This is a genomic window from Gillisella terrae (assembly GCF_004801395.1).
Lineage (GTDB): Bacteria > Pseudomonadota > Alphaproteobacteria > Rhizobiales > Rhizobiaceae > Allorhizobium > Allorhizobium terrae.
Window position 1 is genome coordinate 797,463 of sequence record NZ_SSOA01000001.1, and the last position, 13,290, is coordinate 810,752.

10 protein-coding genes are annotated in these 13,290 nt (G+C 53.4%); 7 read left to right on the forward strand and 3 right to left on the reverse strand.

Going from position 1 to position 13,290, the window contains the following annotated elements; translation table 11 throughout:
• Positions 1–3: 3 nt before the first annotated feature.
• Entirely contained in the window at positions 4–597 is a 594-nt protein-coding gene (locus tag E6C51_RS03710; RefSeq protein WP_269141807.1) for a cytochrome b, read from the reverse strand.
• 382 nt (positions 598–979) lie between these two features.
• On the opposite strand from E6C51_RS03710, the gene E6C51_RS03715 reads away from it, so the two are divergent.
• The 7 genes from E6C51_RS03715 (at position 980) to E6C51_RS03745 (ending at position 10,017) form a co-directional block, all read left to right on the forward strand.
• Positions 980–2,515, forward strand: a complete 1,536-nt coding sequence (locus tag E6C51_RS03715) for a DUF1800 domain-containing protein (protein ID WP_190235047.1) — start codon at positions 980–982, stop codon at positions 2,513–2,515.
• A 13-nt stretch (positions 2,516–2,528) separates the two neighbouring features.
• A complete protein-coding gene (locus E6C51_RS03720; RefSeq protein WP_190235048.1) occupies positions 2,529–3,692 on the forward strand; it encodes a DUF1501 domain-containing protein in 1,164 nt (387 codons plus the stop codon).
• A gap of 80 nt (positions 3,693–3,772) precedes the next feature.
• Entirely contained in the window at positions 3,773–5,134 is a 1,362-nt protein-coding gene (gene glmU, locus E6C51_RS03725; protein WP_190235049.1) for a bifunctional UDP-N-acetylglucosamine diphosphorylase/glucosamine-1-phosphate N-acetyltransferase GlmU, read from the forward strand.
• 206 nt (positions 5,135–5,340) lie between these two features.
• A complete protein-coding gene (gene glmS, locus E6C51_RS03730) occupies positions 5,341–7,167 on the forward strand; it encodes a glutamine--fructose-6-phosphate transaminase (isomerizing) (protein WP_190235050.1) in 1,827 nt (608 codons plus the stop codon).
• Entirely contained in the window at positions 7,164–7,661 is a 498-nt protein-coding gene (locus E6C51_RS03735; protein ID WP_190235051.1) for a GNAT family N-acetyltransferase, read from the forward strand. The genes glmS and E6C51_RS03735 overlap by 4 nt, the downstream gene beginning before the upstream one ends.
• Positions 7,662–7,679: 18 nt before the next feature.
• Positions 7,680–8,387 carry a DUF502 domain-containing protein gene (locus E6C51_RS03740; protein ID WP_146930038.1) on the forward strand — a complete coding sequence of 236 codons (708 nt, stop codon included), beginning with the start codon at positions 7,680–7,682 and terminating at the stop codon, positions 8,385–8,387.
• A gap of 151 nt (positions 8,388–8,538) precedes the next feature.
• A complete protein-coding gene (locus E6C51_RS03745) occupies positions 8,539–10,017 on the forward strand; it encodes an esterase-like activity of phytase family protein (RefSeq protein ID WP_190235052.1) in 1,479 nt (492 codons plus the stop codon).
• A gap of 65 nt (positions 10,018–10,082) precedes the next feature.
• On the opposite strand, the gene E6C51_RS03750 is transcribed toward E6C51_RS03745, so the two are convergent.
• Together E6C51_RS03750 and recG are read right to left on the reverse strand one after the other, a co-directional pair.
• Entirely contained in the window at positions 10,083–10,817 is a 735-nt protein-coding gene (locus tag E6C51_RS03750) for a hypothetical protein (protein ID WP_190235053.1), read from the reverse strand.
• 77 nt (positions 10,818–10,894) lie between these two features.
• A complete protein-coding gene (gene recG / locus E6C51_RS03755; RefSeq protein WP_190235054.1) occupies positions 10,895–13,000 on the reverse strand; it encodes an ATP-dependent DNA helicase RecG in 2,106 nt (701 codons plus the stop codon).
• Positions 13,001–13,290: the final 290 nt, after the last annotated feature.

Genomic DNA, 13,290 nt, shown 5'->3' on the forward strand with positions numbered 1-13,290 from the left:
CTTTTAACGGCTTGTGCTTTGAGCCGCTTTGGCGTGGGCAGGCATCATTTTCAGCAGCGTGCCATCCTTGATAACGAAATGATGAAAGAGCGCTGCTACCGCATGCAGTGTTGAAACGACGATGATGATCCAGGCGATGGCAGAATGGAGGTCTCCCAACAGGTGGCGGTATTCTGATGAAACCGGCAAAAGCGGAGGGATTGAAAAGAAATTGAAGAAATCGACAGCGCGACCTTGGGACCAGCGCCATGAAAATCCAAGGGCAATTTGAACAATCAGGCCGAGATAAAGGCCATAATGGGCGCATTTTGCAACTGCGCCCATCAGGCCTTTTTCAGCCGCCGGAATGGATTTGGCGCTCACTATGCGCCAGATGATCCGACAGATAAAAACGGCGGTGAGGATGATACCCGCTGCATAGTGCACCAGTTTCAAATCAGCTCGAACAGCGCCGCCGCGCTCGGCAAAATCCCACGCTTCTGCCGAGAGGAAAAGCGTCAGGACCAGCGCGGCTGTTGCCCAATGCAACAGGATCATTCCTCTGTTATATCGCTCGGGACTCTGGGTGTTTGCGTTTATTGAGTAGACGGAGGTCATGGTGTGGGTTCCATTCTCAAAAATATATCGATGGCAGTATTCCGGCCGATGATGGGGGAAAAGAACGGCAGGGCAAGCGGTATCAAGCTTTTCAACCTGACGGGAACCTGAACAATTGTTCGAAATCCATTTTGGCTCGTGTTTGTATTTCAGTTATTGTTAATATTTACCAAACTGTAAGATTTCAGCCATGTTTTTACCGCAATAGCGGCAGTTCATAGGGGTGAGCGACAGGTTCGCGGTGGATAGGAGAGGTCTGTGTCGAAAGGCTTTCAAGGAAGTCTTTGGAGTTGGGTCTCTCACGCTGATTTTTCACGGCATAATTTTCTCCTTAAATCCACGCCGATTTAAGGGATTATACAGTAACCCGGAGGTGATCCCGTTGCTTTCTCACTCAACGACAGCCGCTATACGCTACGGCTATGGCTTGCGGCCAGGTGATACAGAGCCACAAGACGCAGATGCCATGGTGAAGCAATTGGCTGATGCTGCGCAACAAACGCCTTTATTCCCATTGGAGGGCGTGGAGGCGCGCAGACAGGCCGTTGCAGATTATTTTGCTGTTCGCAAAACAATCGAAGACAGGAAAAAGGCCGGTTTTGCGGATGGCGAGGTCAACAAGGCACTGAACAAGGATGTCGCTAATCGCTTTAACGCCGATGTATCTGCAAGGATTGCGCAAGCGACCCTTTCGCCTTTCGGCTTTCATGAGCGCTTGGCGACATTCTGGCTCAACCATTTCACAGTCAGCGCTGATAAAAATATAGAAAGCAAGCTGCTTGTGCCCCTGTTTGAGGCTGAGGCCATCCGGCCGCATCTTGGTGGGCATTTTTCAACGCTGTTGAAGGAAGTGTCTCTGCATCCGGCAATGATTGTCTTTTTGGATCAGGCCCAGTCGATCGGCCCCAATTCCAAAGCTGGTTTGAAGCGCAAGGACGGAGGCTCCAATGAAAATTTTGCCCGTGAAGTCATGGAGCTTCACACGCTTGGTGTTGGCACGGGCTATACGCAGACCGATGTGCGCCAGCTCTCACTGCTGTTGACCGGTATAACGTTTGATCGCACCGCTGTTGCGGCTGGCTATGATGCAAATCGGGCAGAGCCGGGTCGTTTTAATGTGCTGGGCAAAACCTATACCCGCAGCGTGGAGCCTTTTCTGAATGCTGTTGCCGTGCTGGAAGATCTGGCCAAAGACGAGCGAACGATGCGTCACATCAGCCGCCAGCTTTATGCTCATTTCATTGCTGAAACAGTGGACGACAGCGCGGTGAATGCCATGGTCGCAGCCTGGAAGCAGGGAGATGGCTATCTGCCAGATGTTTACCGCGTTATGCTGCAAAGCCGTGAAGCGTGGAGCCAGCCCGGCCAAAAATATAAGCTGCCATTTGATTACGTCGTTTCAACCTTGCGAGCTGTGGGCGCGACCAAAGACGACATCATGGGCGAGGATGCCACACCGCACGGACGAATTGTCATGCCGGTGGTCGATTTGGTCCCAGACAAAAACCCAGAGAAAAACAATAACAGCCCCATGATGCAGCCGCAAATGGCGGATGCTGCCAAACCCGCCCAGCTACCCAACCAGGCACCCAAACAGCCGCTTGGGCGGCAGGCTGCCAATGTAATCTCGTCGCTGGGGCAACCGATCTGGCGTCCAAGCGATGCCGCAGGTTTTTCTGACAAGTCCGATCATTGGTTCAGTGCCAGCCAGATGAGTCAGCGCATTCAATGGGTGCGCAGACTTACCAATCAAATGACTGGGCAAGCAGGCGGAGCAACGGAAGACCCGCGCCAATTTGTGAAGCTTGTTCTGGCTGATTATGCCCGCGATGACACCATTCGCGTTGTGACCCAGGCACCCAATCGAAAATCTGGTTTGATGATGACGCTGGTTTCCCCCGAGTTCAACAGACGGTGAAGAGGATTTCAGGATGGAAATGCCAAACACTCTCTCACGGCGTGGTTTTTTGGGCGCTGCCTGCTGTGCCGCAGCCGCCCCCATTTTCACTCCTTTGGCCTTTGCAGAAATGCCGGGTGATAACCGCTTTATCGCGATTATTTTGCGAGGTGCCATGGATGGGCTGGATCTGGTGCAGCCCTATGGTGATCCGGCTTTGAAACTCGCCAGACCGGATTTGGCGCTCTCGGGTGATCAGGGATTGATTGATCTGGATGGCTTCTTTGGTCTCAATCCGGTTGCGGCACCGCTCATGCCCTTGTGGAAGGCGGGCGAACTGGGCTTTGTCCATGCCGTTTCCACGCCCTATCGCAACCAACGCAGCCATTTTGACGGACAGGATATTCTGGAAGCAGGCGGCATGAGCCTGACATCCAAGGATAGTGGCTGGCTTAATCGTGCGTTGTCGCTTACCAATACGCCGGTGCAGGCCATCGATATTTCCAGCGGCAAGGAGATTATCCTTTCCGGGCCGAACCGTGCGGATGTGTGGTCTCCACAGGCCGATCTGGCCATGGGCGGCGATGAGTTGGGCTTTCTGGCGCGGCTCTATCAGGGCGACCCACAATTTGCCGCGACCTTTAAAGAGGCGATCGGCATCGATGCCTATACGGATTTGCTCTACAAGCAGCAAAAGCGCGGCGGCGGCGTGAAAGACATGGCCAAGATGGCGGCGTCGCTGTTGAATGAGCGTTATCGGATCGCCAGCTTTTCGGTGACGGGATGGGACACGCATGTGCAGCAGAAAGACAATTTTGCCAGTGCTGTCCGCAACCTCACGACGGCTATTTTGACCCTGCGTGACGAGCTTGGCCCCAACGCATGGCGCAAAACTGCCGTTGTGGCCATGACGGAATTTGGCCGCACGGTGCGACAAAACGCTAATGCCGGAACCGATCATGGCACAGGCGGTTGTTGCATCATCGCGGGCGGTGCCGTCAGGGGAGGTCGGGTTTATGGCAAATGGCCGGGTTTGAAAGATGAAAACCTGCTGGACAACCGCGACCTTAACCCGACCGGCGACGTGCGTGCTGTCGCTGCTGCTCTCTTGAGCAAGCAGTTTGGTTTATCGGCCAATGCTTTGACATCGACAGTGTTTCCCGGCCTCGGACTGGATGATCATCCGCAATATATCTGACGTATATTTGGCAGGCGCTTGCTGAAGATGGCGTGCTCATGATAGCTCACGCATAACTATGATTTGCATTCGGAGATATCATGAGCCGCACCTGTCTTGCCGTTATTCTTGCCGCAGGCGATAGCACACGGATGAAATCTTCCATGTCGAAAGTGCTGCATCCGGTGGCGGGTCGTCCAATGATTGCCCATGTCATGGCTGCGGTTCAGGCGGCTGATATTGAAGATGTCGCCCTCGTGGTGGGCCGCGATGCTGAAAATGTCACCAAGGCGGCCAGCATCGATGGTTTGAGTGTGACCTCATTCTTGCAGACGGAGCGCTTGGGCACCGGCCATGCGGTGCTTTCCGCCAAAGAGGCGATTGCCCGTGGCTATGACGAGATTCTGGTTGCCTATGGCGATGTACCGCTGATTACCCCAGAAACATTGACGTCTGCCCGTAAGGCGCTTGGTGAGGGCAATGATGTTGTGGTTATTGGCTTTCATACCGAAAGGCCAACGGGTTACGGCCGCCTGCTGGTGGAAAACGGTCAGCTGATTGCCATCCGCGAAGAAAAAGACGCAAGCGATGAAGAGCGCAAGATTACCTGGTGCAACAGTGGCCTGATGGTCATCAATGGTGCAAAGGCGCTTGAGCTGCTTTCCCATATTGGCAATGCCAATGCCAAGGGCGAATATTATCTGACCGATGTGGTTGAAATTGTCCGCTCCAAGGGCGGCAGGGCGGTGGCGGTGGATGCCTCTGAGGCCGAACTGTCCGGCTGCAACAATCGGGCGGAACTGGCCGCAATCGAAAAGTTATGGCAGGAGCGCCGCCGCCATGACATCATGCTGTCTGGTGTTTCCATGATTGCGCCGGAAACCGTGTTTCTCAGCCACGATACGGTGATTGGTCAGGATGTGTTGATTGAGCCAAATGTGGTGTTTGGCCCCGGCGTCACGGTGGAAAGCGGTGCCGTGATTCACTCATTTTCGCATCTTGAAGGTGCGCATGTGGCAAAGGGTGCGACGGTCGGCCCCTATGCGCGGTTGCGCCCCGGTGCCCATTTGGGCGAAGGCTCCAAGGTTGGCAATTTCTGCGAGGTCAAAAAGGCCGAAATCGGAGCTGGAGCCAAGGTCAACCACCTCAGTTATATCGGTGACGCGTTTGTCGGGGCGGATACCAATATCGGTGCCGGCACCATTACCTGTAACTATGATGGTGTGAACAAGCATGAGACCCGTATCGGGGCCAATGCCTTTATTGGCTCCAACAGTGCGCTTGTCGCACCTGTTACGATTGGCGATGGTGCTTTGATCGCATCGGGCAGTGTGATCACCGAGGATGTGCCGGATGATGCGCTGGCCTTTGGCCGCGCCCGTCAGGAGATGAAGCCGGACCGCGCCAAAGCCATTCGTGAGCGTAATCTGGCCATCAAGGCAATGAAAAAATCCAAGCCATAAAGGCTGATATTTTCGTAACGCAGCGAAACCCAAAGTGACCGCGGCGTTGATTGCCAATTTCAGTAAAATCATTAGGAAAGACCTCGCAGCGCTGGAGTTTGTCAGGAAAAATTCGAAACCAGTTTTTCCGAAAAGACAAACGAGAACAGAAGACTCTCGTCTTTCGGGATTCGAAAGCCCTGTTGTTTTGCGAGAAGGAGAAGTGCATGTGCGGAATCGTAGGAATTGTCGGTAACCAGCCGGTAGCAGAGCGCCTTGTGGACGCGCTAAAACGGCTTGAATACCGGGGATATGATTCTGCGGGCGTCGCCACGTTGAACAATGGTGTGATGGATCGCCGCCGTGCAGAAGGCAAGCTTTTCAATCTGGAAAAAAAGCTGTCTGAACAGCCGCTGCCCGGCCATATCGGTATTGCCCACACCCGTTGGGCCACCCATGGTGTGCCGAATGAAACCAATGCCCATCCCCATTTTGTCGATGGCGTGGCGGTCGTGCACAACGGCATTATCGAGAATTTTTCTGAGCTTCGTGATGAGCTTTTGGCGGAAGGTGCGGTTTTCACCAGCCAGACGGATACCGAGGTGGTGGCCCATCTTGCCTCGACATATCGCAAAAGCGGGCTCGATCCCAAGGCCGCCATGCTGGCCACTTTGAACCGCATCACGGGAGCCTATGCGCTGGTGGTGATGTTTGCCGATGATCCAAACACCATTTTTGCCGCCCGCTTCGGGCCGCCGCTGGCTATTGGCTATGGCCGTGGCGAAATGTTCCTCGGCTCCGATGCCATTGCCCTTTCGCCGTTTACCAATGAGATCACCTATCTCGTCGATGGCGATTTTGCGGTGGTGCACAATGATAGCGCCGAGATTTTTGACTACAGCGGCAACCCCGTCAGCCGTCCGCGCCAGATTTCGCAAGCCAGCGCCTATGTGGTGGATAAGGGCAATCACCGGCATTTCATGGAAAAGGAGATCTATGAACAGCCGGAAGTGATCTCCCACGCGCTGTCCCATTATGTCGATCTGGCGGACCACACGGTAAGACCGGCCGATGTCGCGATTGATTTTAAAGCCTTGCGCGGCCTTGCCATTTCAGCTTGCGGCACCGCTTATCTGGCGGGCCTGGTGGGCAAATACTGGTTTGAGCGTTACGCGCGCTTGCCGGTCGAAATCGATGTTGCCTCAGAATTTCGCTATCGCGAAATGCCGCTCTCAGTGGATCAGGCAGCACTGTTTATTTCGCAATCGGGCGAAACCGCTGATACGCTGGCTTCCTTGCGCTATTGCAAGGACGCGGGTTTGAAAATCGGCGCTATCGTCAATGTCAAGGAATCCACCATTGCCCGTGAGGCCGATGCTGTGTTCCCAATTCTTGCGGGGCCGGAAATTGGCGTGGCCTCCACCAAGGCCTTTACCTGCCAGTTGGCGGTCATGGCCTCTCTCGCCGTCGCGGCGGGCAAGGCGCGTGGCTTGATCAGCGCAGAAGACGAAAAGGATCTGGTGCGGCATCTGGCTGAAATGCCGCGGATCATGAGCAAGGTTCTGAACCTTATTCAGCCGCAGATGGAAAGCCTGTCTCGCGAATTGTCGCGGTTCAAGGACGTATTGTATCTTGGGCGTGGCACCAGCTATCCGCTGGCGCTGGAAGGCGCACTCAAGCTCAAGGAAATTTCCTATATCCACGCCGAAGGCTATGCTGCGGGCGAGCTCAAGCATGGGCCGATTGCGCTGATTGATGAAAACATGCCGGTGATTGTCATCGCTCCGCATGACCGTTTCTTTGACAAGACGGTATCCAACATGCAGGAAGTGGCAGCGCGTGGCGGCAAGATCATTTTCATCACTGATGAAAAGGGTGCTGCCAGCTCGAAGCTGGAAACAATGGCGACAATCGTGCTGCCCAATGTTGCTGAAATCATTGCGCCAATGGTGTTCTCGCTTCCCATTCAGCTCTTGGCTTATCACACAGCCGTTTTCATGGGCACCGATGTGGATCAGCCGCGCAATCTGGCAAAATCGGTGACGGTTGAATGATGATTCGACCAGAAAAGGCGGGCGATGAGGCAGCCATTGCTGCCGTCACGCAGGCCGCCTTTGCTGGCAAGAGCTATAGTGATCAGACAGAACATCTGATCGTGGATCGGCTGCGCCGGGCAGGGGCTTTGAGCCTCTCGCTGGTTGCGGTGGAAGGCGAAGCCGTTGTTGGCCACATTGCGTTTTCACCGCTTACACTATCAGGTGGAGAGGCCGGCTGGTTTGGCCTTGGTCCGTTGTCGGTTTTGCCGCAATGGCAACAACAAGGAATTGGGCGCAGCCTCGTGAAAGCAGGTCTTGAACGCTTGAAAACAATGGGAGCCAGCGGCTGCTGCCTTTTGGGATCGCCGCAATATTATCGTCCTTTCGGCTTCGTGAACGCTCCCCATCTTGTTTTACCTGAGGTTCCGCCCCAATATTTTCAAGCAATCGCTTTTACAGGCGTGATTCCCAACGGCACAGTCGCTTTCCATCGTGGATTTTATGGCGAATAATCAACTGAAACGGACCTTATGACCGAAAAACCCGAGATTATTTCAATTGCCGCCCGCTTGCGGACAAATTTTCTCACGGGCATGATTATTTGTGCGCCGCTTGCCATTACCATCTGGCTGACATTTGCCTTCATTGACTGGGCCGATAGCTGGGTCACACCCTATATTCCCGAGCGTTATAATCCGTCTTACTATTTCAATATCACCATTCCGGGGACCGGACTGCTGATTGCCGTGGTTTTTATCACCATTGTCGGCTTTCTGGGGCGTAATCTGGTCGGGCGATCAGTGGTGAATTTTGGCGAATCGCTGCTCAACCGCATGCCGTTGATCCGCACGCTGCACAAAAGCCTCAAGCAGATCTTTGAGACGGCTCTGAAGGAAAAGTCCAATTCCTATAAAACGGTCGGATTGATTGAATTCCCAAGCCCCGGCATGTGGGCTTTAGTGTTTGTGGCAACGGAAGCCACGGGCGAAATTGCAGCCAAGCTGAATGCTGATGGCGAAGAGATGGTGGCGGTGTTTATGCCGCCAACGCCCGTGCCGACGGCAGGCTTTTTGATGTTTGTGCCAAAGAGCAAGCTGAAGATTTTGGACATGACACCCGAAGAAGGTGCGAAGCTGCTTATTTCCGGCGGGCTGGTCATGCCCGATTGGCGGTCCGTTGACGGTGCGCTGCTTGCCACGGGTAGCAATGCAACGGTTTCAAATAAAAAAGCAAGCTGAGCGATTTCAACGTCGTTGATCTTGTCTGCGCTTGTCACGTGCCTGTCATTTCCAAGCTCTAAGTGCAGATGAGGGGTGCGGAATTTCGTGATGCTTTGCAAAGTTATGCATGAGTGCTCAACGCATCCTCCGCTATTCTTGGAGGTTTGGGATGAATTTGTTTTCCTGTAAGTCGGCATTTCTTGCCGCTGGTGTTGTACTGTGCTCAACGTCTGGTGTTTTGGCTGAAAGTTCAGCGACTGCCGCAGGCGTGACCATTGTTAATCACGGTCTCGTCGCCGTTGGTCGTATTCCGGCCAATCAGAAAGATCGCTTCGGCGAAACATTTGGCTCTGGTTCTGGCATGGCGATGGACCTGAGCAGCTGGAAAAAGGATGGCGATGGCTATTCTGGTTCGCTGCTTTTGCTGCCCGATCGTGGGTATAATGTCGAGGGAACGACGGACTATAACGATCGCATCAACCGGATTGATTTTCACCTGATGCCAGCAGGCGCAAACGCCACCCTGGCGCCGGAGCAGCAGCAGACCGGCTTGAAACTGAAACTCGCTGACACGATCATTCTCACCGACGATCAAGGCAAGCCAACCACCGGTCTCGACCCGGAAACAGGTGTGCGGGCGGCGAAAGGCAAAATGCCTGTTCTTCCAGAATCAAGAAATGGAAAAGTGGCGCTCGACCCTGAAGCCGTGGTACGCCTCAAAGACGGCTCCATGCTGATCAGCGATGAATATGGCCCTTACATCTATCATTTTGGCGCAGATGGCAAAATGATCTCGGCAACCCAGCCGCCAAAGGCATTTTTGCCAATGCGCAAGGGCGAGATCAATTTCTCGTCCAACAATGTCGGCGAGGGCGGCACAGTGCCAGACCCGAAAGACCCAGACACCGGCCGCCAGAACAATCAGGGCCTTGAGGGCATGTCGCTCACGCCTGATGGCAAATTCTTGATTGCGGTGTTGCAGTCTGCAACCCGTCAGGATGGCGGCGACAAGAAATCCACCCGCATGAACACCCGTGCGCTGGTCTATGATGCAGCGGATGTCGATAATCTCAAGCTGGTGCACGAATATGTGGTGCCACTGCCAACTTTTGAAGAAAAGGGCAAAGTTGCCGTTGCCGCTCAAAGCGAAATACTGGCCCTGTCCGACAAGACATTTTTGATGTTGGCGCGTGACAGCAACAATGGTCAGGGCCTGAAGGGCGACACCTCCGTTTATCGCAAGATCGATCTGGTGGATGTATCGGGCGCAACCGATATTGCCAATACCGAGTTTGATGGCCTCAAACCTGTCGCGCCCAAGGGCGTGGTCGATGCATCGGTGAAGGTGGCAACCGTGACCCCGTTCATTGACCTCAACGACGCCAAGGATCTCGCCCGCTTCGGCCTGCACAATGGTGCACCGAACGACAAGAACAATCTGTCGGAAAAGTGGGAAGCAATCTCGATTGCGCCCGTGCTTGATCCCGCGGCTCCCGATGATTTCTTCATGTTCGTCGCCAATGACAACGACTTCCTGACGCAGGATGGCTATCAGGTTGGCGCTGCCTATAAGGCAGAAGGTGGTGCCGAAGTGGACACCATGTTCCAGGTGTTTCGTGTGACGCTGCCGGGTGTGGCGAAGAAGTAAATCCAATTTATAGGAAAGGCGAAAAAATCGCCTTTCCTTTTTTTGCTATTTTCTATTTCATGAAATTATCGAAAATATTTGATGCTTATAATTTGGCTGTTCATGACTACGATCATTCTACCAGTATTTTCCTGCATGAAATAAGTAGCGTCAGAGAGCCTTGAAATTGTCCTGCCGTTCCAGCATTCGTTGCTTACGCATATGTTCTCATTATAATTATATTTTTTATTTAATATTTTATCTATACTTAACGAGTATGATGATGTAGTTATTATTAATAATATATTAATCAATAATATTAAAATATTTTCAATTTTAAATCTATTTTTTCCGCTTGCGGAGCACAAGAAGAAAAAAATTATAATTATAATTAAGATTAAAGGTATGGATGTGTATTGATTTATTATGTATTTTTCCTTTGGATTTTCTGTCATGTATAGTGAGAAAATGACGCCAAAATTTGAAAAGAGTACGCAAAACAGGAAATATTTTATTTTTGTTGAATTTTTAAAATAAAATCTTGAAATCTTTATATTAATTGATGTGTAATGGTATTTTCTTGCTTTTTTGATTGGTGGCGAAAAAATAAACACAGGAAGAACCATTATTGCATTTAAAATTGCAGCAAGCGGGACCGATATGATGGATGCCCTAATGATGTCCATCACCGATAAATATCCAAAAGAGTCAGGTCCAAGAGCCCAACAATTTCCAATAAGCCAAAAAAGCCCCCCGAGTAGGCTCGCAGACAAAATTGGTTTATCGAGCTCAGTAAATGGCATCAAAATTTTTGTTATCATGGCTTGTTTTAAAAACTATAGGTTGTTTTGGTTGTCAAATAGAGACACATTTTAAAATGTCCACTTTATAAGGTATCCTACCCCGCCCGCAAGAACCGCACGGCTTCATCCCGCCGCAGCATATATAGCAACGTCCGTACCGCTTCGCCGCGCTCTGATGTCAGGTCCGGGTCGCGGTCCAGCAGATAGGCGGCGTCTTTGCGGGCGATTTCCAGCAGGTCGGCGTGAAACTCCATACTGGCAATGCGAAAGCCCGGGGTGCCGGATTGGCGGGTGCCAAGAAGCTCGCCTTCGCCGCGCAATTTCAAATCTTCTTCGGCAATCAAAAAGCCGTCTTCGCTGTCGCGCAGGATAGAAAGGCGCGCCGTGCCGGTTTCGCTAAGTGGGCCTTTATAGAGCAAGATGCAGGAGGAGGCCTCTGCGCCCCGGCCAACCCGGCCGCGCAGCTGGTGCAATTGGGCCAGACCAAAGCGCTCGGCATGTTCGATGACCATAATGGTGGCGTCTGGCACGTCCACACCCACTTCCACCACGGTGGTGGCAACCAGCAGGCGGGTTTCACCATTTTTAAAGGCCAGCATGGCGGCGTCTTTTTCAGCCCCGGTCATGCGGCCATGGACGAGGCCGACAGGGGCTTTGATGGAGCGGGCGAGGGTATCGTGGCGTTCTTCTGCCGACATCAGCTCGGATTCTTCAGACTCTTCCACCAGTGGGCAAATCCAATAGGCCTTTTTGCCGTCCGCAATGGCGCTTTTCAAGCGACCCACCACATCGCCAATGCGCTCCACCGGCACGGTAACGGTTTGAATGGGTTTGCGGCCCGCTGGCTTTTCGGTGAGTTTGGAGACGTCCATATCGCCAAAAGCAGCCAGCACCAGCGTGCGCGGAATGGGGGTGGCGGTCATCACCAGCATATGGGGCGAGATGCCTTTGGAGGTCAGGCGCAAGCGCTGATGCACGCCAAAACGGTGCTGCTCATCGACGACGGCCAGCATCAGGTTTTTATAGGTGACAGTATCTTGAAACAGCGCATGGGTGCCGATGATGATTTGCGCCTCTCCGGATGCAATGCGCTCAACAATCGCCTCGCGCTCCTTGCCCTTGGTGCGGCCTGTCAGCACATCCACGGTGATGCCAGCGCTTGCAACCATTTTCGCAATGGTCGCATGGTGCTGGCGTGCCAGAATTTCGGTTGGGGCCATCAGCACGGCCTGGCCGCCGTTTTCCACAACGGCTGCCATGGCCAGCAGCGCCACCAGCGTTTTTCCGGCCCCAACATCACCCTGCACAAGGCGCAACATGCGCTCATCGCTTTGCATGTCTTTGAGGATATCGGCCACCGCCTGTGTCTGGCTGTTGGTGGGCGTAAAGGGCAGGGAAGCCAGAATTTTATCGCTGAGCTGTCCCGTCGGTTTTACCGGCGTGCCCGCCACTTTGCGCAGACGTTGACGCACCAGCGCCAGCGACACTTGCCCGGCCAGAAATTCATCATAGGCCAGACGTCTGCGGGCAGGAGCCTGTGGGTCCACGTCCTTTTCATCGCGTGGGCTGTGCAGTCGTTCAAAGCTGGCTTTGGCGCTATCAAAGCCTTGCTTGGCCAAAAGCGTGGGGTCAATCCACTCTGGCAGGTCCGGTACCCGTTCTACCGCGTGGTCTATGGCCTTGCGCAGCACTTTCGGCGAAAGGCCAGCCGTGAGCGGATAAACCGGCTCGACCAGCGGCATATTGGCCGCCTCACTGGCTTTGACCATAAAATCCGGATGCACCATCGATGGGCGGCCGTTAAACCAGTCGACCTTGCCGGACACGGTGACAATTTCATCAACGGGCAGAGCTTTTTCCAGCCAATTGCCTTTGGCACGGAAGAAGGTCAGTGCCAGCTCGCCGGTTTCATCGTGCAAAAACACGCGATAGGGCGCGTTTTTATTCTCACGCGGCGGCGGCGTGTGGCGATCGACCCGGCCCGTCACCGTGACAATGGCCCCTTGCGGAGTGCGGGCAATGCCGGGCTGGTTGCGCCGATCAATTAGCCGGTGCGGAGCGAGATAGAGCAGATCCACCACACGGGCGTCATCAGCATCATCGGCACCGAGCAAGGTTGCCAGCAATTGCGCAAGCTTTGGCCCCACGCCGGAAAGCGTTGAAACGGATGCAAAAAGTGGATCAAGTATGGTTGGGCGCATGATGGTGTGGAAAATGGAACGACTTAGAGCATATTGCAAGGCTGACAAGCGGGATTGCAGGCGCTATAGAGCATTTCCAGCAAAAGTGCGCAGCGGTTTTGCGTCCGGAAATGCGTAGAACAAAGAACTTAGAGCCTTTCCGTCTTCAACGGAAAAGCTCTATAGCATTTCCAGCAAAAGTGCGCAGCGGTTTTGCGTCCGGAAATGCGTAGAACAAAGAACTTAGAGCCTTTCCGTCTTCAACGGAAAAGCTCTATAGCATTTCCAGCAAAAGTGCGCAGCGGTTTTGC

Bases quoted from the DNA above. Each gene is read 5' to 3' on its own strand.
- E6C51_RS03735 (WP_190235051.1), top strand. From the start codon at position 7,164: ATGATGATTCGACCAGAAAAGGCGGGCGATGAGGCAGCCATTGCTGCC.
- E6C51_RS03745 (WP_190235052.1), top strand. From the start codon at position 8,539: ATGAATTTGTTTTCCTGTAAGTCGGCATTTCTTGCCGCTGGTGTTGTA.
- E6C51_RS03740 (WP_146930038.1), top strand. From the start codon at position 7,680: ATGACCGAAAAACCCGAGATTATTTCAATTGCCGCCCGCTTGCGGACA.
- glmU (WP_190235049.1), top strand. From the start codon at position 3,773: ATGAGCCGCACCTGTCTTGCCGTTATTCTTGCCGCAGGCGATAGCACA.
- E6C51_RS03720 (WP_190235048.1), top strand. From the start codon at position 2,529: ATGGAAATGCCAAACACTCTCTCACGGCGTGGTTTTTTGGGCGCTGCC.
- E6C51_RS03710 (WP_269141807.1), bottom strand. From the start codon at position 597: ATGACCTCCGTCTACTCAATAAACGCAAACACCCAGAGTCCCGAGCGA.
- recG (WP_190235054.1), bottom strand. From the start codon at position 13,000: ATGCGCCCAACCATACTTGATCCACTTTTTGCATCCGTTTCAACGCTT.
- E6C51_RS03750 (WP_190235053.1), bottom strand. From the start codon at position 10,817: ATGATAACAAAAATTTTGATGCCATTTACTGAGCTCGATAAACCAATT.
- glmS (WP_190235050.1), top strand. From the start codon at position 5,341: ATGTGCGGAATCGTAGGAATTGTCGGTAACCAGCCGGTAGCAGAGCGC.